Origin of the sequence: Streptacidiphilus cavernicola, assembly GCF_042510955.1 — a bacterium.
Lineage (GTDB): Bacteria > Actinomycetota > Actinomycetes > Streptomycetales > Streptomycetaceae > Streptacidiphilus > Streptacidiphilus cavernicola.
Genome location: NZ_JBHFAB010000001.1, coordinates 379,633 through 403,965, shown reverse-complemented (window position 1 = coordinate 403,965; position 24,333 = coordinate 379,633). Strand labels below are relative to the sequence as shown.

General features: G+C 70.2%; 18 protein-coding genes. 11 read left to right on the top strand and 7 right to left on the bottom strand.

The annotated features are described in order from the left end of the window. Window positions 1-24 precede the first annotated feature (24 nt). Both ACEZDE_RS01765 and ACEZDE_RS01760 read left to right on the top strand, forming a co-directional pair. Window positions 25-1,791: a diguanylate cyclase domain-containing protein gene (locus ACEZDE_RS01765; RefSeq protein WP_380530951.1), complete on the top strand. Its 1,767-nt coding sequence runs from the start codon at window positions 25-27 to the stop codon at window positions 1,789-1,791. Between the two features lie 82 nt (window positions 1,792-1,873). Then, the gene (locus ACEZDE_RS01760; RefSeq protein WP_380530948.1) at window positions 1,874-2,869 is read left to right on the top strand and encodes a carbohydrate-binding protein; all 996 of its coding nucleotides are present in this window, start codon (window positions 1,874-1,876) and stop codon (window positions 2,867-2,869) included. Between the two features lie 68 nt (window positions 2,870-2,937). Here ACEZDE_RS01760 and nagA read toward each other — a convergent pair whose 3' ends face one another. Further along, entirely contained in the window at window positions 2,938-4,206 is a 1,269-nt protein-coding gene (nagA, locus tag ACEZDE_RS01755) for an N-acetylglucosamine-6-phosphate deacetylase (RefSeq protein WP_380530945.1), read from the bottom strand. Then, window positions 4,149-5,093, bottom strand: coding sequence for an ROK family protein (locus tag ACEZDE_RS01750; protein WP_380530942.1), 945 nt, complete (start codon window positions 5,091-5,093; stop codon window positions 4,149-4,151). Before ACEZDE_RS01750 ends, nagA begins: the two co-directional genes overlap by 58 nt. A 595-nt stretch (window positions 5,094-5,688) precedes the next feature. On the opposite strand from ACEZDE_RS01750, the gene ACEZDE_RS01745 reads away from it, so the two are divergent. The 3 genes from ACEZDE_RS01745 to ACEZDE_RS01735 all read left to right on the top strand — a co-directional run bounded on the left by ACEZDE_RS01745 (window position 5,689) and on the right by ACEZDE_RS01735 (window position 8,860). Further along, a complete protein-coding gene (locus ACEZDE_RS01745) occupies window positions 5,689-6,930 on the top strand; it encodes an extracellular solute-binding protein (protein ID WP_380530939.1) in 1,242 nt (413 codons plus the stop codon). A 99-nt stretch (window positions 6,931-7,029) separates the two neighbouring features. After that, window positions 7,030-7,998, top strand: coding sequence for a carbohydrate ABC transporter permease (locus ACEZDE_RS01740; RefSeq protein ID WP_380530936.1), 969 nt, complete (start codon window positions 7,030-7,032; stop codon window positions 7,996-7,998). Between the two features lies 1 nt (window position 7,999). Next, window positions 8,000-8,860, top strand: coding sequence for a carbohydrate ABC transporter permease (locus ACEZDE_RS01735; RefSeq protein WP_380530933.1), 861 nt, complete (start codon window positions 8,000-8,002; stop codon window positions 8,858-8,860). 91 nt (window positions 8,861-8,951) lie between these two features. On the opposite strand, the gene ACEZDE_RS01730 is transcribed toward ACEZDE_RS01735, so the two are convergent. Continuing rightward, window positions 8,952-9,458: a hypothetical protein gene (locus ACEZDE_RS01730; protein WP_380530930.1), complete on the bottom strand. Its 507-nt coding sequence runs from the start codon at window positions 9,456-9,458 to the stop codon at window positions 8,952-8,954. Window positions 9,459-9,814: 356 nt separating this feature from the next. On the opposite strand from ACEZDE_RS01730, the gene ACEZDE_RS01725 reads away from it, so the two are divergent. Together ACEZDE_RS01725 and ACEZDE_RS01720 are read left to right on the top strand one after the other, a co-directional pair. Beyond that, window positions 9,815-16,528: an RHS repeat-associated core domain-containing protein gene (locus tag ACEZDE_RS01725; RefSeq protein ID WP_380530927.1), complete on the top strand. Its 6,714-nt coding sequence runs from the start codon at window positions 9,815-9,817 to the stop codon at window positions 16,526-16,528. Window positions 16,529-16,539: 11 nt separating this feature from the next. Then, window positions 16,540-16,788: a DUF7336 domain-containing protein gene (locus tag ACEZDE_RS01720; protein ID WP_380530924.1), complete on the top strand. Its 249-nt coding sequence runs from the start codon at window positions 16,540-16,542 to the stop codon at window positions 16,786-16,788. Window positions 16,789-16,888: 100 nt separating this feature from the next. Here ACEZDE_RS01720 and ACEZDE_RS01715 read toward each other — a convergent pair whose 3' ends face one another. The 3 genes from ACEZDE_RS01715 to ACEZDE_RS01705 form a co-directional block, all read right to left on the bottom strand. Further along, a complete protein-coding gene (locus tag ACEZDE_RS01715) occupies window positions 16,889-17,383 on the bottom strand; it encodes a hypothetical protein (protein ID WP_380530921.1) in 495 nt (164 codons plus the stop codon). Window positions 17,384-17,420: 37 nt separating this feature from the next. After that, window positions 17,421-18,386, bottom strand: coding sequence for a hypothetical protein (locus ACEZDE_RS01710; protein WP_380530918.1), 966 nt, complete (start codon window positions 18,384-18,386; stop codon window positions 17,421-17,423). A 292-nt stretch (window positions 18,387-18,678) separates the two neighbouring features. Then, the gene (locus ACEZDE_RS01705) at window positions 18,679-19,029 is read right to left on the bottom strand and encodes a cupin domain-containing protein (protein ID WP_380530915.1); all 351 of its coding nucleotides are present in this window, start codon (window positions 19,027-19,029) and stop codon (window positions 18,679-18,681) included. 119 nt (window positions 19,030-19,148) lie between these two features. Here ACEZDE_RS01705 and ACEZDE_RS01700 point away from each other — a divergent pair, with 119 nt between their 5' ends. The 4 genes from ACEZDE_RS01700 to ACEZDE_RS01685 all read left to right on the top strand — a co-directional run bounded on the left by ACEZDE_RS01700 (window position 19,149) and on the right by ACEZDE_RS01685 (window position 22,885). Then, a complete protein-coding gene (locus ACEZDE_RS01700) occupies window positions 19,149-19,379 on the top strand; it encodes a DUF3263 domain-containing protein (RefSeq protein WP_380530913.1) in 231 nt (76 codons plus the stop codon). Window positions 19,380-19,389: 10 nt separating this feature from the next. Further along, window positions 19,390-20,232 (top strand): trehalose-phosphatase, encoded by an 843-nt coding sequence (otsB, locus tag ACEZDE_RS01695; RefSeq protein ID WP_380530910.1) that lies wholly within the window; start codon window positions 19,390-19,392, stop codon window positions 20,230-20,232. Window positions 20,233-20,372: 140 nt separating this feature from the next. Further along, window positions 20,373-22,115 carry a protein kinase domain-containing protein gene (locus tag ACEZDE_RS01690; protein WP_380530907.1) on the top strand — a complete coding sequence of 581 codons (1,743 nt, stop codon included), beginning with the start codon at window positions 20,373-20,375 and terminating at the stop codon, window positions 22,113-22,115. Continuing rightward, window positions 22,112-22,885, top strand: a complete 774-nt coding sequence (locus ACEZDE_RS01685; RefSeq protein ID WP_380530904.1) for a hypothetical protein — start codon at window positions 22,112-22,114, stop codon at window positions 22,883-22,885. Before ACEZDE_RS01690 ends, ACEZDE_RS01685 begins: the two co-directional genes overlap by 4 nt. Window positions 22,886-22,893: 8 nt before the next feature. On the opposite strand, the gene ACEZDE_RS01680 is transcribed toward ACEZDE_RS01685, so the two are convergent. Then, window positions 22,894-24,321: an alpha,alpha-trehalose-phosphate synthase (UDP-forming) gene (locus ACEZDE_RS01680; protein WP_380530902.1), complete on the bottom strand. Its 1,428-nt coding sequence runs from the start codon at window positions 24,319-24,321 to the stop codon at window positions 22,894-22,896. Between the last annotated feature and the right edge of the window lie 12 nt (window positions 24,322-24,333).

Sequence of the window (24,333 nt, the reverse complement as noted above, 5' to 3'; positions counted from 1 at the left end):
CGAGTCTCACGGAGGGAGTGCGTGATGGACCCCGAGTCGGAGCCCTACGTCCGTCTCGCGACCCTGCGCACCCTGCACCGGGTCGTGGCCGACCTGAACGCCGCCCGCAGCCTGGCCGGTACGTTGCAGGCCGTGGTCGAGGGCGCGGTGACCGGCCTCGGCTTCGAGAGCGCCGTGGTCAACCTGGTCCGCCCGGACGGCGACCTGGTCGTCGCCGCCGCCTGGACCGACGGCTCGCACGGCGTGCACCCCGATCCCGGCGACCAGGACACCCCCGGCGAGACCGCCGACACCGGCTACGGCATCGACGGGCTGCTCGGCCAGATCGGCTCCCGCGAGTCCTGGAACCGGCTGCTCAACGTCGGCGAGGTCTGGGGCTCGCTGGTCTTCGTCCCGCACGAGCGCAGCTGGGCCCGCGCCGCGGACCTGCCCGCCTGGGGCGGCAGCGGCGGTGGGCTCTCCCCCGCGGCCGGGCCGCAGATCACCCCCTGGCACCCGGACGACGTCCTGCTCGCCCCGATGTACAGCCTGGGCGGCGAACTGCTCGGCGTGCTCTCGGTGGACCGCCCGCGCAACGGCCGCCGTCCCGGGCCGTGGACCCGCGAGTCGCTGGAGATGTTCAGCCAGCAGGCCGGGATAGCCATCGGCAACGCCCGGCTGCGCGCCGAGATGCAGCGGGCGCTGGCCCGGCTGGAGCGCGAGCAGCACACCCTGCGGGCCAGCGAGGAGAGCTTCCGCCAGGCGTTCGAGTACGCGCCCAGCGGGATGGCCATCACCGAACTGCACGGGGTCCAGCGCGGCAAGCTCACCCGGGTCAACGACGCCCTGTGCCGGCTGCTCGGCCGCCCGCGCACCTCGTTGCAGCGGCAGAGCTTCGAGGACCTGGTCCACCCGGACGACGAGGGGCTGCTGCGCCGGGTCTCGGCCGAGAACGGCCGGGCCGAGGTGAGGCTTGCCCGCCGCGACGGCGGCTACCTCTGGGTGCACCTGCGGAACTCGGTGGTCGCCGACACCGAGGAGGGCGCCCGCTTCCTGCTCACCCACATCGAGGACATCGAGGACCGCAAGCGGCACGAGCTCCAGCTCGCGCACCGGGCCAGCCACGACGCGCTGACCGGCCTGCCCAACGCGGCCGAGCTACGGGCCCGGCTCACCCGGCGGCTCTGCGAGCAGCCGCGGACCGGGCAGCCGCTGACCGGCCAGGAGCAGACCGAGGAGCACCGGGCGGTCACCGCGTCGGCCGGGCACGGCTACCAGCCGGCCCCGCACGCCGGCCCGTACGGTGGGTACGACGGCTTCGACCATGTGCACGCGGTGCTGCCGGACGACCCGGACCCGGAGGGGCGCGGCGGGCGCGGCCTGGCGGTGCTGTTCTGCGACCTGGACGGCTTCAAGTCGATCAACGACCGGTTCGGCCACAACGCGGGCGACGCGGTGCTGATCGAGGTGGCCCGGCGGCTGCAGCACGTCGTCCGTGAGGGTGACACGGTGGCCCGGCTCGGCGGCGACGAGTTCGTGGTGCTGGCCGACGGCGTGGGCCGGGACGAGGCCAAGGACCTGGCCGGCCGGCTGCGCACGGCGATCATCCCGCCGATGCGGGTGGACGGCCGGGCGGTCCGGGTCGGTGTGAGCCTGGGCATAGGCTGGGCGGGCTGCGGGATGTCCATAGACGAGGTGCTGCACACCGCGGACGAGCGGATGTACCTGGAGAAGCGGGCCCGCGCGGGCGCCGCGGGCCTGCCCGGACGTCCGCCGGGCAGCGGGAACCGTTCGCACCGCAGGGCGGGCTGACCTCGCGCTTACCCCCTTGTCATGCGCGGCAGGTAGTCTGCCCGGTGATAGGTGTGTCCACCCCTGGGGAGTTGAGATCTCGATGTCGTCCGAGAACCACGGCGTGCCCGAGGACGACGACCCGTTCGCCTACCTGTACCGGGGAGAGGGCGAGGCCGGGTCGGCGGCGCAGGAGACGTCACCGCTTCCCGGCGTGCCGCGGACCTCGTACCACCAGGCGACCCAGGTCGGCCGGACCCAGTACGGACAGCAGCCGCAGCAGACCCCGCAGGGCTACCCGCAGCTGCCGCACCAGGACCAGCCGACGGCGAAGTACACCGCGCCCGGCTCCCAGCCGCAGCAGTACGGGGCGCCGTCCGGCCCGTACCCGGGGCAGCAGAGCGCGCCGCCGGCCCAGCCCGGCGGTCGGGCCGGGGCCCGCGCGGGCTCCGGCGGCGGTCGCAACAGCCGCGGTGTGATGATCGGCACCGTCGCGGTGGTGGTCGCGGTGGTGATCGGCATCTGCGTGGCGCTGTTCAACAGCGGCCCGGACAAGTCCCCCACCGCGGGCGGCAGCAGCACCGCCCCGGCCGGGTCCACCGCGTCCACCGGCCCCACCGACTCGCCCACCCCGACCGCGGACCCGACCACGGGCGAGGTCCCCCCGGCCGACGCCGCCACCATGACGCTGGCCGGCGGGGCCAAGACCAACAACAACTGGAAGGGCGCGCTGGGTGCGGGCGGCACCTTCGTCGACGGCATGACCAACGTCGGCGCGACGGTCACCTGGAACGTCACCGCCCCGGCCAAGGGCGACTACTACCTCTGGATCCGCTTCGCCAACGCGACCGGCAAGGACGCGTCCGCCGCGGTGACGGTCGATCAGAAGCCGCTCAGCTCGCCGATACCGCTGAAGGACTACGGCAGCGACGGCAAGTGGACCAGCTGGTTCAGCACCTACCGCACGATCTCGCTGGACAAGGGCCCGAACACGGTGGCGCTGTCCTGCGTGGCCGGCGCCGACTGCACCTTCAACCTGGACCAGCTGGCGCTGACCCCGCCCGTCGGCGGCTCGGACACCCGCCCGTCCGGCTGGTAGCCGCCGCACCCGAACGTCAGGAGGGCCGAACCGTGAGCGCGGTTCGGCCCTCCTGGTGTTCGCCCCGCTCAGACCGAGGCGGGCACCTGGAACTGCCCCGCTCCGACCGCCCACTCGCCCCGGCGCATCACCGCGACCAGCTCGTAGGCGTCGTCCAGCACCACCAGGTCCGCGTCCTTGCCGGGCTCGATCGAGCCGACCCGGTCGGCCACCCCGAGCAGCCTCGCCGGGTTCAGCGACAGCACCTGGGCCGCGCGGACCAGGGAGAGCCCGTTCAGGGCGACCGCGCGGCGGAAGGCCACGTCCAGGGTGAGCGTGCTGCCGGCGATGGAGCCGCCCTCGACCAGCCGGGCCACCCCGTCCTCGACCCGCACCTGCAGCGGGCCCAGCGGGTAGAGGCCGTCGCCGAAGCCGGCCGCCGACATGGCGTCGGTGATCAGCGCGACCCGGTCGAGGCCGGCCCCCTTGATGGCCAGGTCGACCACCGCCGGGTGCAGGTGCACCCCGTCGCCGACCAGCTCGACGGTGACCCGCTCGTCCTCCAGCAGCGCCACGATCGGGCCCGGCGCGCGGTGCGCGATGCCGGGCATGGCGTTGAAGAGGTGGGTGGCCACGGTCGCCCCGGCCTCGATCCCCTCCAGCGTCTTGTCGTAGCGGGCGTCGGTGTGGCCGATCGCCGCGATCACGCCCAGCTCCTTGAGCAGCCGGATCGACTCGATCCCGCCCTCCAGCTCGGGGGCCAGGGTGACCATCTTCGCGGTGCCCCTGGCGGCGTCCACCAGCTTGCGGACCAGCGCCGGGTCCGGGTCGCGGAGCAGGTCCGGCTGGTGCGCGCCGCAGCGGTTGATGCTGATGAACGGGCCCTCGAAGTGCACCCCGGCCAGCACGCCGTCCTCGACCAGCTCGCTGAGCACCGAGGCCTGTCGGCAGATCTCGTCGATCTCCCCGGTGACGGTGCTGGCGACGGTGGTGGTGGTGCCGTGCTCCAGGTGGGTCCTGGCCGCGACCAGGGCCTCCTCGGCGATGCCGGAGGCGTAGGAGGCGCCGCCGCCGCCGTGCACGTGCATGTCCACGAAGCCGGGGACGACGGTGTAGCCGGTGAGGTCGAGTGCACCGAGGTCGAGCGCCGGGGCTGCTCCGCCCGGGGGAGTGGCGTCGGCCGGTCCGGTCGCCACGACCTCGGCGATCCGGCCGTTCTCGACGGTCAGCCGTCCGTGGTCGACGACGCCGGTGGGCAGGACGAGCCTGGCCCCGGCCAGCACAGTGCGGTCCGCGTTGCTCACGCGGTCACCTCCAGTGAGAGCAGATCCCAGGCGAGCAGCCCTGCGCCCAGGCATCCGGCGGTGTCTTTGAGCATCGCCGGTACGAGCGCGGGCGGCACCTGGAACGTGATCCGTTCGGCCACCGCGTCGCGCAGGGGTGTGAACAGGGTGTCACCGGCTTCGGCCAGGCCGCCCCCGATGATCACCGTCCGCGGGTCGAGCAGGCTCTGGGCCAGCACGATCCCGTCCGCCAGGGCGGCGACGGCCTCGGACCAGACCTCGATCGCGCGCTTGTCGCCGGCCTCGACCGCGCGGGCGCAGTCGGCCCCGTCCCGGTCCGGATCGCCGCTGGCGGCGGCCCAGGCACGGGAGACCGCACCGGCCGAGGCCACGGTCTCCAGACAGCCGCGGGCCCCGCAGCCGCAGCGGATCCCGCCGGGGCGGACCACCACGTGGCCGATCTCCCCGCCGTTGCCGTGCGCGCCGGACTCGATCCGCCCGTCGATCCCGATCCCGCCGGCGATGCCGGTGCCCAGGGCGATGAAGAGGAAGCGGTCGATGCCCCGCCCCGCGCCGATCCGGGCCTCGGCCAGGGCCCCGCTGCGGACGTCGTGCCCGAGCGCGACCGGGAGGTCCGCGGACCCCTGGTTCAGCCGGTCGCTGAGCAGCCGGCGCAGCGGGAGGTCGCGCCAGCCCAGGTTGGCGGAGAACACGGCGACGCCGTGCTCCTCGTCGATGGTGCCGGGCACGGCGACGCCGGCCGCCGAGGCGGCCGTGCCGTAGCGGCGCAGGCCCTCGTCGCGCAGGTGCGCGGCGAAGTCCAGGATCGCCGCGACGACCGCGTCGGTCCCGTGCTCCCTGCCGGTCGAACGGCGCTCCACATGCAGGAGCGAACCGTCCTGGGCGACGAGTGCGGCTTTCATGCCGGTCCCGCCGACATCGAGTGCGATGACGTGCTTCACGGGGGACAGTCTCCCTGTACGAGGGAGTAGAGGTCTAGTCCAGTTTGAGGATTGGTCTGGTCCAGGGGCGGATCCATACGCGAATCGAAGGCGGGTGACGCCCCGTCACCGAGGGTGATGGGATCGGCGCGCGCCGCTGAGCTGCGGCGATGCCGACGCCTGCCACCTTGTGGTCTAGACCAAGTGGAAACGCAGGTCATCGGCCCCTCGATTCCGCAAGAGGGTTCGAGAAAATTCACTGCAGGAACCTTTCGCGTCGTCACTTTTCGACACCTGGGCCGGTGTCAAGCGGGTTCCGCTGATGGAAAATCTACCCCTATGCCCTATTTGTCGTTGCACAGGCTGCAATGAAGTTCAGCTATTCGGTAAATGGTGTAGACCTCTTGAGCGCCTCGCGGACAGACTGGCGCCCACAGCGGGGACGGCAGGTCTTCCGGTCGGAGTGGGCGCGGTTTCTCTTGCGCCATCCGGTGGTTGCTGCCGGCCTGGGACTCACGTTCGGACCCGGCCAGGACCGGGTTCGCATCTGCGAAGGCGGTAGTTTTTAGTGAAGCGTCGTGTGCTTGCTCTCTCTGCGATCGGTGTTGCGGGCGTCATGGCCCTGACCGCCTGTGGCAGCAGCTCCTCCTCCTCGTCGACCGACAAGGCCTCCGGCGGCGCCGGTGGCGCGGTCACCCTGAAGCTGGTCGCCGCCGACTACGGCACGGCCGGTACCGCCAACAGCTCCCAGTCCTACTGGCAGGGCATCGCGGACGCCTTCCACAAGGCCAACCCGACCATCACCGTGGACGTCCAGACCATCGACTGGAACGACTGGACCACCAAGACCACCACGATGCTCCAGAACAAGCAGTACCCGGACATCATGGAGGGCGACGCCCCCCAGTCCTTCGCCGCCGACGGCCTGCTGTACCCGCTGAGCGACGTCATGTCCGCCAGCACCATCGGCAACCTGATCCCGTCGTTCGCCAAGCAGGAGAACGGCACCGACGGCGTCGCCTACGGTGCGCCGTTCACCACCAGCACCCGCGCCCTCTTCTACAACAAGAAGATCTTCACCGAGGCCGGCATCGCCAGCCCGCCGCAGACCTGGGCCGACATCCAGACCGACGCCGCCAAGATCAAGGCGCTCGGCAAGGGCTACATCGGCTACGGCCTGCCCCTCGGCTCCGAGGAGCCCCAGGGCGAGTCGTACATGTGGATGCTGGGCAACGGCGGCGGCTACGTCGACGGCTCCGGCAACTACACCCTCAACTCCGCGGCCAACGTCGGGACCTTCACCTTCCTGAAGGGCCTGATCGCCGCCGGTGCCACCGAGCCCAGCCCGGCCACCACCAACCGGCAGCAGATGTGGGACGCCTTCTCGTCCGGCCAGGTCGGCATGGTCGGCGGCTCGGGCGCGCTGCTCCCGGACATCCAGAAGAACGCGAAGCTCACCGCGTCGGACTACGCCACCGTCGCGATGCCCGGCAAGAGCGGCCCGCTGACCACCCCGCTCGGCGTGCACGACGACATCACCGCCTTCAAGGCCAACAACCACGCCGCGCAGATCAAGAAGTTCCTGGACTTCGCCTACAGCGACCAGTACCAGCAGCAGTTCTCCAAGGAGTACGACCTGCTCCCGGCCACCACCTCGGCCTCCAAGGCGCTGGCCGCGGCCGACCCGGTCCAGGCCGCGTTCATCAACAACATCGCCACCTCGGTGGGCTACCCGACCAACGCCAACTGGAACACGGTGCTGGCCAAGCTGAAGACCACCCTGGGCACCACCGTCACCGGCAACCCGTCCTCGGTGCTGGGCAGCCTGCAGTCCTTCGCCAAGTCCGCCACCAGCTGACGTCCTTCCGCAGTTCTCATCACCGCAGTGTCGGCGGCCGGTACGACGGGGAACCCCTCGTCGTGCCGGCCTCCCGGCGCGCACCCGACGGAGTTGACCATGACACAGACGAGTCACGCTGACGCGCTGGACGCAGCAGCCGGCCCGGCTCGGGACCTGCCTCCCGGCCGCCCCTCGGGTACACCGGGAAGACGCCTGCTGCGTGCGCTGGCCCCGCTCCCGTGGATCCTCCCCGCCACGGCACTGATCGCCTTCGTGGTGATCTGGCCGGTGGTGTCAATGATCCAGACCGCCTTCGAGAAGTACAGCTCCTACGGCATCGACCTCGGATCGGCGGGCGGGGCGAACTTCTCCACCCTCTTCAACGAGACCGACCTGCCCGGTGTGATCATCCGCACCGTGCTCTGGGTGGTCGTCGTCGTCACCCTCACCGTGCTGGTCTCGTTGGGTGTGTCCCAGCTGTTCAACAAGGAGTTCCCCGGCCGCAAGGTCGCCCGCTGGGCCCTGATCGCCCCCTGGGCCGCCTCCGTGGTGATGACCTCCATCATCTTCAAGTGGATGCTCGACCCCAGCAACGGCCCGATCGTGGTGCTGCTGCACGACCTCGGCATCATCAAGCAGTACAACAGCACCAACTACCTGGGCGGTCAGTTCTCGGCGTTCTGCTGGGAGATGGGCGTGGCCGTCTTCGTCTCGGTCCCGTTCACCACCTACGCCCTGCTGGCGGGCCTGCAGTCGATTCCCGCCGAGGTGTACGAGGCGGCCAAGCTGGACGGCGCCGGCCCGGTCCGGACCTACCTGTCGATCACCCTGCCGCTGCTGCGTCCGGCGCTGCTGGTGGCCGCGCTGATCAACATCATGAACGTCTTCAACTCGTACCCCATCATCTACGAGCTGACCGGTGGCGGTCCGGGCAACGAGACGTCGACCACCACCGTGTTCATGCTCACGCTGAAGTCGACCAGCATCGGTGAGGCCGCTGCGATGTCGGTGGTCAACTTCGGCTTCATCATCGTGATCGTCCTGCTCTTCCTGCGGGCATCCAAGTGGAACTCCGCGGAGGACTGACATGGCCACCCTGACCGCTTCCGCCCGGCCCGCCCGGCCCGCCCGCCGGATGCCCCGGCCGCGCACCATCGCCATCGCCGGTGGCGCCTACCTGATCGGCCTGGTCTTCCTGCTGCCGTATCTGGAGATGGTCCTGACCGCCCTGCGGCCGGACAGCCAGATCAAGGAACGGAACCTGTTCCCGACGGCCGTCAGCTTCAAGAGCTTCACCAGCATCTGGTCCACCGGCTTCGGCCCCAGCCTGGCCAGCAGCCTGGAGATCGCCGCCGGATCCACCGCGCTGGTGCTGCTGGTCGCCATTCCGGCCGCCTACTACACCGCGCGGCGGAAGTTCCGCGGACGCGGGATCTTCCTGCTGCTGGTGCTGGTCACCCAGATGTTCCAGCCGACGGCGATGATCCTGGGCATCTACCAGGAGTTCCAGCGGTTCGGGATGTACAACTCGATCTGGGCGCTGATCCTGGTGAACGCCGGGTTCAACATGGCCTTCGCCATCTGGATCATGAACGCCTACTTCAGCTCGATCCCGCAGGAGATCGAGGAGGCGGCCATCATGGACGGCTGCACCCGGATCGGCGCCATGTTCCGGGTGATCATCCCGCTGGCCGCACCCGGCATCGTCACCGCGCTGATCTTCACCTTCATCGCGGCCTGGAACGAGTTCGTGGTCGCGTTGACGCTGACCGACGGCAAGTCGCTGAACCCGCTGACGCTCAAGCTCTCCGAGTACGTCGGCCAGTACAACGTGGACTGGGCGCACCTGTTCGCGGGCGCGGTGATCTCCACCATTCCGGTGATCATCCTGTTTGCCCTGATCGAGAACAAGGTGGCCTCCGGCCTCACCGCGGGATCGGTGAAGTAGCCCTCGGCCACGAGGCACAGCCGGGAACACGGCGAGAGGGCCACCCTGCAGCCGCAGGGTGGCCCTCTATTTTTGGTTCATGTACGGCAGATCAGTTCGTCTGCTGCTGGGACGCATTGTTGTTCTTCAGGGTGGAGTCGAAGTTCACGCAGGTGCCGCCCATGCCCAGGAACCGCTGCGAGTGGCCGCTGTAACCGCTGTTGTAGTAGAGGCTGTAGGTGGCAGCCCCGTAGTTCCTCAGCGAGGCGGCGTTGTTCTTCACCGCGACGCCGTGCCCGTTCGCGCTGTCACGGTTCTCGAAGATGTAGATGTAGGTGGTCTCGAACTGCTGGGTCCCCGAGCCGGTGAGCGTGGTGTAGCCGGCGTAGTTCGGCACGGAGTCGTAGAAGTCGGCCGTGGCGCCACCGCAGTTGGAGTTGTAGAAGAGGCCGAGAGTCGCGTTCCCGGTCGAGTCGCTGACGGTGTTGCCGACCTTGTACACGGTCGTCGACGTGTCCGCGCTGGCCGAGGTGATGCCGAGCACGGCGGCTCCGCAGACGAGCGCGGCCACGGTGGCGGTCGTGACGTACTTCCTGCGGTGTCCTGAGGCGATATGCATGGTTCGTCTCCTCGAAATTCGAAGCAAAGTTTCTTCTCGTGCCTGTGCGAAGCACAAGCTAGGCGAGCTGCCGGGGTGGATGTCAAAGGGAAAACTTTTTCGCCCGGAACCCGGGGCGGTGGTAAAGGGTCGATGATGCCGTTCTGCCCGCTATGGCCCGCACTCGCCATTGATGTCAAAACGGGACATTATCCTGCCTTTGCAGTGCTCAAGATCACAGGCGCCGAATCGGTGGGGCCCTGTGATTTTCCTACGGATTCCAAACGCTGTGGGACGATCATCTGTCCTCTCGCTTTCATGGTTATCCATCGGCCATGGCGCGTATCCGTTTCACTGCCGTTTGGTAGGTATAACGAGTGTTGTCACGTCATTTCGCGGGCGGCTTGCTGCGCGCGCCCGTGCTGAGGTGGGGGTCCGGTGCAGTCGCTGCCGCCCTGACCGCCTCGCTGCTGGGGGTCGCCATCGCGTCCCCGGCGACTGCGGCCTCCCCGGCGGCCGGCTCCAACCCGGTGAGCGACTTCGGCAAGGCGGCCCCCGCATCGACGGACCTGGCCGTCAACGCCTTCGGTGACGGGACCGGCTATCACATCCAGGTCGCCCGGGAGAAGTCCGGGTTCACCTGGCAGGAGGTCGCGGTCCTGCGTCCCGGGAACCTGGACGACTCGTCCTGGACCGGTTACCAGTGCACCTCGGGTGACGGTCGCTACGAGGCGGTCGCGGTCCTGCCCTCTTCCGCCGTGAACACCGACGCGGCGCGCGACCACGGCGCGTTCGCCTACTCGGTGGACCTGCGGACCGGCAAGGTGCGTCCGATCGCCACCGGTGTGGGGCTGGAGTACTTCTCCCCGGGCTGCGGGACCGGGGACCAGGCGGCCTTCAGCCTGTACCTGGGCACCGATGAGCAGACCAGCGAGGTGGTCACGGCCGACCTGGCCACCGGGAAGGTCCTGCACACCAGTACGGTGGCCGGTCAGCTCACCTCTCCGGTGCCCACCACGCACGGCGTGGTGGGCGTCATGGGCTCGGAACTGGTGACCGTTCCGCAGACCGGTGCCGCGACGGTCAAACCGGTCAGGCTGGCCGCAGCGGGTGGGACGCCCTTCAATCTGCGGCCCTCGGCTGACGGCGGCGTCGACTTCCTGACCATGTCCAAGAGCGCGACCACCGCCGAGGTGGCCCACGAGGCCGGCGGCAAGGTGCGCACGCTCGGTTCCGGGCCCGCCGCGAAGACGGCGATCTTCCAGGGCCGTGGCGGCCACAACACCGTGATCGGTGCGAAGAGCCTGGCGAAGGGCTCCTCCCTGCGTTCGGTCGACACCTCCGGGCTGACCGATCCCGCCTACACCTCGCTGGACGGCGACGCGGTCTTCGGCGACCACCAGAGCGGCACCGCCGGCGACCCGACCGTCCTGGTCACCGGCAGCCGCAAACTGGTCAAGCGCAGTGCGGCGGCGGCCACGGTGCCGGTCACCGGTTCCGCCTCGACCACGGTGCCCGCAGGGGTGCCGGCCTCGGCCGGCTCGGTCGCCAAGGGCTCCGCCTACAAGGCCGCAGCGACGGCGGTGAAGGCCGGCAGTGCCGTCAACGCGGCGTTCGTGACCCCGAACGCGGTGCAGGCGGCGGCGACGCTGCAGACGCCCAAGTGCTCGGTGCCGCGCAACGACCCGACCAAGCAGGCGATGCAGCCGAGCAACAGCCAGGTCGACTGGGCGGTCCAGATGGCCGAGCAGAACCTGCTGACCGGTACCGCGCTCTCCCGCCCGGCGAACTTCGACAACCTGGGCCTGGTCTCCTACGCGGCCAACAGCGACTTCGCCGAGGTCCCGCTCTCGCACCCGGCGTCCAGCAGCCAGACCACCGTGCCGCGCTCGGTGATGGAGGCGATCCTGGCCCAGGAGAGCAACTGGGACCAGGCCTCCTGGCACGCCCTGCCCGGCATCGCCGGCAACCCGCTGATCGGCAACTACTACGGCACCGCCGGGTCGATCGACTCGATCAACTACGCGGCGGCCGACTGCGGGTACGGCATCGGCCAGGTCACCAACGGCATGGCCAGCACCGACACCCAGTTCTCCGCCCACGGCCAGATCAAGATCGCCGTGGACTACGAGGAGAACATCGCCGCCGGGCTGCAGATCCTGGAGCGCACCTGGAACCAGCTCTACGCGGCCGGCATCACCGCCAACGGCGGCGACCCCAAGTACCTGGAGAACTGGTACTTCGCGATCTGGGCCTACAACTCCGGCATCCAGCCGACCGCCGCCTACGGCAACACCACCAGCTGCACCCCCGGTCCCACCTGCGCCGGCCCCGACGGCACCTGGGGCCTGGGCTGGTCCAACAACCCGGCCAACCCCAACTACCCCCCGAACCGCCAGCCCTACCTCGCCTACACCTACGGCGACGCCGCCCACCCCGGCAACTGGCCCTACCAGGAACGCGTCCTGGGCTGGATGGGCACCCCGCTGCTGCGCTCCGCCGCCAAGGCCTACGCCGCTCCCACCTACAACGGAGGCAGCAACTGGCTGAACATCCCCTCGTTCACCACCTTCTGCGGCACCAACAACCACTGCACCCCCAACGCCGCCAACACCGCGGGCACCTGCGGCCTGGCCGACTCCGAGTGCTGGTGGAGCCTGCCCGCCACCTGGATACCGAACGTCGCCACCACCGGCAGCACCAGCGGCTACGCCTACGGCACCGGGTCCACCGAGCCGTCCTCCGCCGACCCGCACCCGCCGACCTGCAACCGCGACAGCAGCGTGCTGCCCTCGACCTCCAGCGGGGCGCCGATCATCGTGTCCGCCCAGGTCGGGCTCGCCACCGGCAGCACGCCGCTGAACATCGTCGGCTGCTCGGGTGAGAACTGGTCCAACAACGGCACCTTCACCATGGCCTACGGCACCAGCGCCGCCGGTGATCCGACCGGTGCGATCGACACCCACCAGCTGGGCGCCGGGTTCGGCGGCTACATGATGTTCACCCACACCCAGAACGGCTCCGAGTCGGCGGTGATGAACACCGGCACCTGGACCCCCAACCTCCCCAGCACCCAGTACTACAAGATCAAGCTGCACTTCCCGGCCACCGGCGCCCGCGCCACCGACGTCGTCTACCAGATCAACCCCGGTGGCAGTGCCAGCCCCTGGAAGATCCGGGTCAACCAGGACTGGGAATCCGAGCAGTGGGTCACCATCGGCACCTTCGCCATGGCCCCCGGCGCCAATGTGCAACTGTCCAACAAGAGCGGGATGACCCCCGGCGGCTACGACGTCGGCTACGACGCCATCGCCTTCACTCCGGAAGGCGGAACCCCCGGCCATCCGATCGGCGGCCCTCCCGGCATCAAGGACGCCCCCAAGGGATCCAACCCCGCCTTCATCGCCTGCGGTTGTGCCCAGCGCACGGCCGGTGACCCGGTCGACACAGCCACCGGATACTTCGGGGACGAGTACACCGACCTGACCACGCCCGGCCGCGGCGTCCCGCTGAGCTTCCAGCGCAGCTACGCCTCCGCCGTCGCCGACCCCAACGGCCCCAACGGCGCACTCGCCGTCAACGGACCCTTCGGCTACGGCTGGAGCTATTCCTACGGTCTGCACACCGCCACGGACGGCACCTCGGGGAACGTCACGGTCTTCCAGGAGGACGGCTCCCAGGTCACCTTCACCGACGCCTCGGGCACCTACACGCCCACGGCGCCGCGCTACACCGCGACGCTGACCAAGAGCGGCACCACGTACACGTACACGCGGTCCAAGAAGAACATCTTCACCTTCGACACCGCCACCGGACGTCTGCTGTCCGAGAGCGACCTCGCGGGATCCCAGGCGAGCCCACCCTATGCGACGAACCTGACCTACAACGGGTCGGGTCAGTTGAGCACGGTCAAGGACCCGGGCGGCCGCACCTACACCCTGGTGTGGAGCGGCGGACACATCACCAGCGTGACCGACTCGGCCGGCCGTGAGGTCAGCTACGGCTACGACGCGTCCGGCAACCTCACCGACGTCTACGGTGTCGGTACGACCAGGACTCCCTCGCTCAAGGACGACGACCACACGGTCTACACCTACCAGGCGGGCACCCATCTGATCACCGGTGTTCGCGAGCCCAAGTACTACGGGGACACCACCACGACTCCGACCCCGGCCATGTCGATGGTCTACGACTCCTCGGAGCGGGTCACCACCCAGACCGACGCGACCGGACACAGCACCACGTTCACCTACGGCCCCGACGGCGGTCTGGCGGCGGGTCAGACCGAAGTCACCGACCCGTCCGGCAACCGCACCCTGGACACCTACCAGGACAGCCTGCTGGTCTCCTCCGTCCAGGGATACGGGTCCTCGTCCCCGAGCACGACCGGGTACACCTATGACCCGCTCACTCTGGCGATCTCCACGATCACCGATCCCTGGGGCAACGTCGAGACGTTCGCCTACGACGACAACGGCAACAAGATCTCGTCCAGCGACGGGCTCGGCTACACCACCAACTACACCTACGACGCCGACAACGACCTGGTCAGCACCATCGACGCGATGGGCGTCATCACCACCAACGGCTACGACCAGGCCGGGCACATCGCCACCGGCACCGGCACCAACGACGGCAGCCTGACCTACGGGCTGCGTACCAGCACCACGGTGCAGTCGAGCGACCAGTCGGCCGAGCACATCGACGGCAACGTCAGCACGCCGACCTCGCACACCGTGAACTACTACTACGACAGCGCGGCCCACCCCGCGGACCACACGCGTGTGGTCGACGGCCTGGGCAACACCACCACGCTCGGCTACGACGCCGTCGGCGACCTGGCGAGCAGCACCGACGCCATGGGCGACAAGGCGCAGTACGGCTACAACACCGCCACCGGTCAGCTCACCTCGGCCGTGAGCCCCGACGGCTCGGCCGCCGGCACCGCCGTCGGCTGCACCCCGCCGGCCAAGGGCTGCACCACCTACCAGTACGACGCGTTCGGCGACCTCACCAAGACCACGAACGCACTGGGACACACCACCTCCGTCGGGTACGACAGCGACGGGAACAAGATCTCCAGCACCGACGGCAACAACAGGACCACCCAGTACGGGTACGACGCCGCCGACCGGCTCACCTCGACGACGGCCGCCGACGCCGGCGTCACCAAGACCGACTACAACCCGAACGGCACGACGGCGGACACCGTCGACGCCGCCGGAAACAAGACCACGTACACCTACGACGGCCAGGGCCGTCTGGCCGGCCGGACCGATCCGGCGGGTCACAAGACCGGCTACACCTACGACCCGACCGGGAACGTGCTCACCGTCACCGACCCCGCGGGGACCGTGACGACGAACACCTACGACGCGGACAGCAGGCTGACCTCGGTCAGCTACTCCGACTCCGCCACGCCGCCGGTCAGCAGCATCGGCTACGACCTCGACGGCCGAACCACCTCGATGACCGACGGAACCGGGACCAGCACGTGGACCTACGACCCGTTCGGTGACGTCACGTCGAAGACCTCCGGGTCCGGAGCCACTGTCGGCTACACCTACGACGTCAACGGCAACCAGCTCACCCTGACCTACCCGGGAGGCCAGGCCGGGACGGCCGTCCAGACCTTCGACAAGGCCAACCGGCTCACCGGTGTCACCGACTGGAACGGCAAGGCCTCGACCTTCGGCTACGACAACGACAGCAACCTGACCACGACCACCTACCCCAACGGCGACGTGGTCACCAACACCTTCGACGGCAATGACTCACTGTCGGCCGGCGCCGTGGCCAAGAGCGGCACCGCACTCGCGTCGCTGACCTACACCCGCGACAACGCCGAGCAGTTGGCGAGCCTGACTCCCAGCGGCCTGCCGGGCAGCGCGGAGACCTACGCCTACACGGCCACCGAGCAGGTGAAGTCCGTCACCACCGGCTCGGGCACCACCGGCTACGGGTACGACCAGGCACAGAACCCCAGCACCAGTGCCGGTTCAAGCCAGGCGTTCAACACCGCGGACCAGCTCTGCTGGACCCTCCCCAAGGCGGCCAGCGCGGCGAACTGCGCGAGCCCGCCGACCGGTGCCACGACCTACACCTACAACGCCCAGGGAGACCGCACTTCGGCCAAGCCCGCCACCGGGACGTCGAGCACCTACACCTACAACCAGCAGAACCAGCTCACCGGGTTCTCCGGGCCCGGAGGCGCGGCGACCTACACCTACAACGGTCAGGGACTGCGGGCCACCAAGACGACCTCGGCCGGGACCAGCACCTTTACCTGGGACGACGGCCAGGTCCCCAGCCTTCTCAGCGACGGGACGACCAGCTACCTCTACGGTCCCGACAACGCCCCGATCGAGCAGGTCGGTCCGACCGGCACCCAGTGGTACTTCCACGACGACGTCGGCTCCACCAGGGCGCTGCTGGACAGCACCGGCGCGGTGTCCGCCGCCTACGGCTACGACGCCTACGGCAACGTGACCGCGCACACCGGAACGGCGGCCACCCCGCTGCAGTTCACCGGGGGCTACACCGATGCCGAGTCCGGCCTGACGTACCTCCGAGCCCGCTACTACGACCCGGCGACGGCGCAGTTCCTCACGGTCGACCCCGAGGTCCTGGCCACGCAGACCCCCTACGAGTACGTCGACGACAATCCGCTCAACGAGGTCGACCCCTCCGGCAACTGGGGATTCCTGGCCGCGCTCGGGGCCGTGGCTGAAATAGCCGCGATTCCCGAGGAACTCACCGCACTGGCCATCGCGGTCGTCGTCGTCGCCGTGGTCATCGTCGTGGCCGTGGTCGTCTACGCGGTCGCTTCGGCGATCAACGATCGGATCAACAGCTGGAACGACAGCCCGAACGTCGCCCAGGCCAAGCAGTCGCGGAGGTCGGACAAGGCGAAGGCCAACGACGTGCCGTCCTACGCGCGCGGGCAGAAGGCCAAGGCGGGAGAAACGCCGGAACAGGCCGCCGAGAGGATCTTCACCGAGGGGACCGGACGCTGCCCGACCAAGGCGGACAAGGGGCCCGGCGGTGATGTGGCCAAGATCAAGAAGGGTCTGACCAGGGGCGGCCGGTAGGGTGGTTGACTGTGATCGAAGAAAAGCCTGAATACTTCCTGGTCATGCATGTGCATGAATTCGAGTCGGGGGAGGAGGACTTGAAGATCATCGGCCTGTTTCGCTCCCCGGAGCGTGCTGAGCAGGCCGTCGCCTCGGCCAAGCTGCTCTCCGGGTTTCGAGACACCCCGGACGGCTTCGAGATCGTCCCCTACGAGCTCGACCGGGCCGGCTGGCTCGAAGGCTATGAAACCGTCATGGAGAACGACGAGCAGGAGTGACCCGACTGCCGTCCCGAAACAACCCCGGCCGGGGTGGACGCCTGTGAGGGCGTCCACCCCGGCCGGGGTCTTCTGCTCGGGAACCGCTTCGCCGGGTCGGTCAGCCGGACAGCTGCGAGGCGTTGTTGTTCTTCAGCGTGGAGTCGAGGTTGACGCAGGCGTCGTGCAGGTCACCCATGATGATCTGGGAGTGGCCGCTGTAGCCGCTGTTGTAGTAGACGTGGTAGTAACCGGTGTCCGTGCGCATCGAGGCCGCGTTGTTCTTGACGGCGACGCCGTAGCCGTTGGCGCCCTTGAGTCCGCCGAAGACGTAGACGTAGTTGGTCTCGGTCTGCTGGGTGCCCGAGCCGGTGAGGGTGACCCAGCCGGCGTAGTCCGGGACGTCGTCGGTGAAGTCGGCCTCGGCTCCGGCGCAGTTGGAGTTGTAGTAGAGCTGCAGCATGCGGGCGGTGTTGATGCCGTCGCCGCCCACCATCTTCACGGTCTTGGAGATGTCGGCGCTGGCGGAGGTGGTGCCGAGCACGCTGAGGCCGCAGACCATCAGAGCCACGGCGGTGGCGGCGGCCCGCTTGTTGCGGCGGCGGGGTGTTGTCATCACATGGACTCCTGAGGAGAGGAACGCGGCAGCCGTTTCACTGCGCGATTGCGGTGGCGACCCTGACCTGGTCGGCGAGTTGCCGCTTGACCTTGTCGAGTGCCGCCAGGTTCTGGTCGACCTGGTGCTGTTGGACGGCCTTCTCCACCTGGTACCAGGTGGAGACCAGGGCGGACTGCGCCTTGCAGTGGACGTCGGCCACTGCGATCTTGATCTCCTTCGCCCCGGCCGTCGGCGCCGCCATGGTTCCGCCGGCGTTGGGGGCGTCGTCGGGGACGCTGAAGTGGTAGCCGCTGCGCGCCATGCACGCCGACCACCGCGCCAGCGCCGCCTGCACCCTGGGGTCGGCCTGGGACGTCTCGATGCTCTGGGCATCGAGCTTGTCGGGGACGCTGGTGTCGACGAAGCCGCCCAGCCTGTCGTAGGCGCTCTGCATGCAGCCGCCCGCGGGGACGGCCTTGCCGGCGACCTCGGTGGGCGCCGGGGCGGGTGTGCCGGTGGCCGAGTGGAAGGGCTGCCCGTAGAGCGCGGTCTGCTCGTCCACGCTCATGGGAGCCATGGTGGGACTGGCCGGGGTGCCGTGCGCGAGGTGGTAGCCGTAGACCGCGGCCTTGGCAGGGTCGGAGATCCCGTACCGGCGCTCCATGTTGGACGGGTCGTAGTCGGGCGGCGGTGCGGTCCCCGGCTCGGGCGGCGCATAGGTGAAGCCGTAGCCGGACAGGCAGGCGACGGTGAGTTTGTTGAGGGCCTTCTGGATCACGACGGAGTCGGGATAGCTCTCCTCGTACGCCTCCATCGGCAGCACCATGCCCTTGGCCAGGCCCTGCTGCGGGACGGCGGCGGGCCAGTCCGCCTTGTCCACCACGGCCGGCGGGGCGGTGCGGGCCTGCGCGGCGGGACCGGGTGACGCGGCCGGCGAGGAGGAGCCGCATCCTGCCAGCGAGAGGAGTGCCGCTGCGACTGCAAGTGCGCCGGCAATGGGTTTCCTGGAGAAATGCGTCACGGGTTCCCTTTTGCTGATGCGCGCAGATGCAGATGCGGTGGAGCAGACACTTTTATTCGGAGGATAGCGGCATCATCATGGATTCAGGGAACGCCGGAGTCAACTCCTTTGCCTCTGCCAGGCGCACGATCTGGCCAGGTCAGACCGGGTCTTGAAAGCTGATATGTCTCCTTTGGTCGTGATTCAACAGGCGATAAATTCGGACACGGCAGGCCGTTGGGTGTGGGGTGTATCACACCCCTCGATCTCGGGGGAACTGATGACGGCCGAATCCGTACAGATTCGGAAAATTTCAGCCCAGGGTGATGTGATAGGCCTTGCGCAGCGTCTCGTGCACGGTCCAGACGGTGCGGTCGCCCTCGCGCAGGACGCAGGCGTCGCCGGGACCGACGTCGAAGGTGTCGCCGCCCTCGACCGCGATCGTGGCCCGGCCGCTGACCACGACGAACAGCTCGTTCGCCTCGGTGTCGGAGACGGTGCCCGGGGTGATCTGCCAGATCCCGCGGATCTGCTTCCCGTCCTCGGACTCCCACAGCACCAGGCCGGAGACCTCCGGTGCCCCCTCCAGGATCTGCTCCGGGTCGAGCGGGTCGGCTTCCAACTCCGCGTCAGGGATGTGTACGGCGAAACTCATGCTGGTCATGCCCCCGACGCTAGCCTCGAACGGGGCCCGCGGGGCAGCAGCACTGTGTGTCGTACCCGACCGGCACAATGACAGGTCGTATCGTCACACCGGATCAGGCCGAGGGAGGAGGGGCGCCGATGACGGACGAGCTGACCGACCGCGACCGGGCCGTCCTCGCGCTGGAGGCGCGGAGCTGGCGCACCGCCGGGGCCAAGGAGGCCGCGATACGGGAGCAGCTGGGGCTGGCCCCGGCCCGCTACTACCAGCTGCTGAACGGCCTGCTGGACCGCCCCGCCGCGCTGGCGCACGACGCGGTCCTGGTCAACCGGCTGCGCCGGGTCCGGGAGCAGCGCCGCTCGCGCCGATAGGCTCGGGTGCATGGCCGCCACCATCGCACCGACCACGCCCGCCGGAGCAGCCGGACTCGCCGCCCTGCTCAAGGACCCCGCCCGCGCCGTCGCCGCCTTCGACTTCGACGGCACGCTGGCCCCGATCGTGCCGGACCCGGACCGCGCCCGTGCCCACCCCGGCGTGCTGTCCGCGCTGGCCCGGCTCGCCCCCCGGCTCGCCGCCGTCGCCGTGGTGACCGGCCGCCCGGCCGCGACCGCGGTCCGGCTGGCCGGGTTCGCCGGCGCCCCCGGCCTGGAGCACCTCACCGTCCTCGGCCACTACGGGCTGGAGCGCTGGGACGCCGCGACCGGTGAGCTGAGCGCCCCGCCCGAGCACCCGGGCATCACCGCGCTGCGGACCGAGCTCCCGGCGCTGCTGGCCGCCGCCCCGGCCGGGACCTGGCTGGAGGACAAGGGCCGGGCCCTGGCCGTGCACACCCGCCGCGCCGCCGAACCCGACGCCGCGCTGGCCGCGCTGGACGCCCCGCTGCGGGCCGCCGCGGCCCGGCACGGGCTGGCGGTGGAGCCCGGACGGATGGTGCTGGAGCTGCGTCCGCCCGGCATGGACAAGGGCGTCGCGCTGACCTCGTTCCTGCGCGAGCGGGAGGCCGCGACCGTGCTGTTCGCCGGGGACGACCTCGGCGACGTCGCCGCGTACGACGCGGTGGACGCGCTGCGGGCGACCGAGCGGGTCGACGCGCTGCTGGTGTGCAGCGCCCCGACCACCGGGGAGCCCCCGGTGCGGGCGCTGGCCGACCGGGCCGACCTGATCGTCCCCGGCCCGGAGGGCGTGGTCGCCCTGCTGGACGCGCTCGCCGACGCGTTGGGCTGACGGGGCGTCGAACGGGGCAAAGTCCGTAGGCAGAACGTCCGTTGACGAAGGGCCTGTTGTCGGATAACGGTGACATTTCAAGTACCCCGCGGTGACCTCCGAGGCGCTACCTTCCCAGTGACACAGGGGGTAGTGGCACGATGGAATGGGTTGTTCCCGGATACCGGCACACGCGGGAGCTCGGCTCGGGGGCGAGCGGACGCGTCGTCCTCGCGCTGCACGACGAGACCGGCACCGCGGTCGCGATCAAGTACCTCGGCGAGGAACTCCGCGCCGACAGCGACTTCCTGGAGGAGTTCCGCGCGGAGGCGCGGCTGCTCGGGGACCTGGAGACACCGTACGTGGTGCGGCTCTGGGAGTACGTGGAGGGGCCGGAGGGCGCCGCCATCGTGATGGAGCTGGTGGACGGCATCGCCCTGCGGGCCCTGCTGCGGGAGGCCGGGGCGACCGGCCCCGAAGCCGCGCTGGTGGTGCTCAAGGGCTCACTGCTGGGGCTGGCCGCGGCGCATGCGATGGGTGTGGTCCACCGCGACTACAAGCCGGAGAACGTGCTGGTCGCGGCGGACGGCTCGTCGAAACTGGTGGACTTCGGCATCGCCGTGAAGACCGGCGACGACGGCGGCATCGCCGGGACCCCGCCGTACATGGCCCCCGAGCAGTGGACCGGCGACCCGGCCACGGCGGCGGCCGACGTCTACGCGGCCACGGCCACCTTCTTCGAGTGCCTCACCGGCAAACGGCCTTACCCGGGAACCGAGTTCGCGGAGCTGGTGGTGCAGCACACCACCGCGCCGATCCCGGACGAGGAGGCGCCGGAGGCGGTCCGCCCGCTGATCCGGCGCGGCCTGGCGAAGACGGCCGACGAGCGGCCGAGCAGCGCGGCGGCGTTCGTCGCGGAGCTGGAGGCGGTCGCCGGAGTCGCCTACGGCGAGGACTGGGAGGAGAAGGGCCAGCGGAAGCTGGCCGCGATGGCGGCGCTGCTGCCGCTGCTGTTCCCCTCGGCGGGGGGCGTCGCCGCGGACGGCGGCACGGCGCTGGCGACCACGGTGCTCGGCGCGGGGGCGGGGGCGGGAGCCGGTGTCGGCAAGGGGGTCGGCAAGCGGCTGATACCCAAGCGGGTGCTGGTCGGCGGGCTGGCGGGGGCGGTCGTCCTCGGCCTGCTCGGCGGGGGATACGCCTCCGGCGTGGTCGGCAACGGCACCACCCACACCAAGCCCGTAGCCGGCCCGACCCCAGCCGCCACCACGTCCTTCACCCCGAGCGGCACCCCGACCCCGATTGCGACCCCGTCGGACACGGCCACGGTCACCCCGACGCCGACCGCCTCGGCCACCCCGACAGCCGCCCCGACCACGTCCCCGGCAGGCCCCGCACCCACGGTCCCGGTCACCGACCCGACGACCAAGGCCCCGACCAAGGCACCGACGACATCCCCCACGCCCAAGCCCACGGTGGCGACGGCGACAGTGCCCGACCTGAACGGCCTCTCCACCGGCGCCGCTCAGTCGGCGCTGGTCCGGGCCGGGTTCGACAAGGCCAACATCAGCTACACGCTGGCCCAGGTCTGCGATGCCGCTGCCCCGGCCGGGGTCTACCAGCAGAGCCTGAGGGCCGGCAGCTCGGTACCCAGGACCAGCAAGGTGAGCTTCTCCTCACGCACCTACGCCTGCGTGGCCTACCCGGGCCTCGTCGAGGGTCGGCGGGTGACGCTCGCCGTGGTGCAGCAGGAACTCAAGGACGACGGCTTCAGCAACGTCCTTGTGGGCAGCACCCTGTGCAAGACCTCGTCGTACCTGTGGTACCAGACGCCTGACGACCCCGGCTTCCTGTGGTCCAACGACACCATCACTCTGCACTGTCAGGAAGAGCAGGTAATCGGATGACGACCCCGGAGGACACCCCCCGCGACGCCGCTCCCCAGGACGGCACCCACCGGCTCCGGCCGCCGCAGCGGCATGCTGCTCCGCCGGCGGCGGACACCTCGACCGTGCAGCTCGGGGCGCAGCCCGGTGCTGCCGGGTACCAGCCGACGCAGCGGGTGTACGGGGCGCCGATGCCCGCCTACGAGGCGACCCCCACGGTGTTCTCGCCGCCCGTGCCGCCGCCGGACGAGCTGCCGGAGCCGGAGAATCTGATCCGGTTCGGGCCCGGGGTGCCCGACCCCAAGACCGCCCGCACCATGGCGGTCTGGCAGGGCCAGGGCCCGGCCGGGGCAGCCGCAGGCACCGGCGCCGGGGCCGGTGCGACGAAGGCGAAGAAGCGGCTGCTCGGCGGCTGGCTGCTGGCCGTGCTCGTGCTGCTGGCCGTCCTCGCCTTCCTGCTCTGGCAGCACTTCGGCACACCGCTCTCGATCACCTCGGTCGCCGTCAAGGCGACCCCCGCCGCCCTCGCCTGCGACGGGACCGAGGAGCTCACCGCGACCGTGCAGACCAACGGCAGCTCGGGGACGATCCACTACCACTGGGTCCGCAGCGACGGCACCGACAGCGGCGCGCTGACCCAGACCGTCCCCTCCGGGGTGCACACGGTGTCGCTGCCGCTGCGCTGGACCGTTCAGGGCCAGGGCGACCTGCAGGCCACCGCCACGGTGGAGATCACCGCACCGGGCGCCCACAGCGCCACCGCCGGATTCAACTACTCCTGCTCCAAGTGACCCTGGCCCTAACTCTGACCGTCCGTCAGAGCCCGGTACTGCTCCAGGAACCACGCCGAAGGCGGTAGCGCGGTGCTCGCCGCCGCCAGCCGCCCGCACCGCGCCGACCGCTCCTCCTCGGGCATGGTCAGCGCGGTGTGCAGGGCCTCGGCCGTGGCGATGACGTCGTACGGGTTCACCGCGACGGCGTCACCGCCCAACTCCTCGTACGCCCCGGCCTCGCGCGACAGCACCAGCGCGCAGCCCGCGTCGGAGACCACCGGGACCTCCTTGGCCACCAGGTTCATCCCGTCCCTGATCGGGTTGACCAGCGCCACGTCGGCCAGCCGGTAGGCCGCGAGCGAGCGGGCGAAGTCGTCGTCGACCTGGAGCATCACCGGCTGCCAGGAGGCGGTCCCGAACTCGTCGTTGATCTCCTGGGCGACCCGCAGCACCGACGCGGTGTACTCGCGGTACTCGGGCAGGTCGTGCCGCGACGGGTAGGCGAAGGCGATGTGCACCACCCGGTCCAGCCACTCGGGGCGGGTCCGCAGCAGGTGCCGGTAGGCGTGCAGGCCGCGGACGATGTTCTTGGACAGCTCGGTCCGGTCCACCCGGACCACCGTCTTCCGGCCGCCGACCGCGTCGCGCAGGGTGGCCAGCCGGGAGTCCACGTCCGGACGGTGTGCCCGTTCCCGCAGGAACTCGCCGTCCGCGCCCAGCGGGTGCACGCCGAGCCGGGTGGTCCGGCCCTTGTGGCTGACGGTCAGCGCGGCCCGGTCGACCTCCGCGCCGAGCACCGCCTCGCAGCAGTCGGCGAAGGCCGCCGCCCAGCGCCGGGTGAGGAACCCGGCGTGGTCCGCGCCGAGGATGCCCTCCAGCACGTCCACCGCCACGTCGTCGGGCAGCAGCCGGTAGTAGTCCGGTGGAGCCCAGGGGGTGTGCGAGAAGTGCCCGATCCGCAGGTCCGGGCGCAGTTCGCGGAGCAGCCGCGGGGTCAGCGACAGGTGGTAGTCCTGCACCAGCACGGTCGCGCCCTCGGCCGCGCTCTCGGCCAGCGCCTCGGCGAAGGAGGTGTTGTAGATCTCGTAGGAGGTCCACTCGCGCCGGAACGAGCTGCCGAAGACCGGGGTGGTCGGGGTGTTGAAGATGAGGTGGTGCACGAACCACAGGGTGGAGTTGGCGATCCCGTTGTAGGCGCGGGCGAAGGTGCCCGCGTCGATGTCCAGCATCCGGACGGACGGGTCGTCCAGGCCCTGCCGGGTCGCGGCCCGGTCGCCCTCGGTCAGGGCGGCGCAGACCCACACCGAGTCGACCTCGTCACCGATCGCGGAGAGGCCGGAGACCAGCCCGCCGCCGCCCCTGCGCGGGGTCAGGGCGCCGTCGTCCTCGATGGTGAAGGAGACCGGCCCCCGGTTGGAGGCGAGCAGAATCGATGCCGGGCTTGCGGTGACCATGATGCTGAGCCT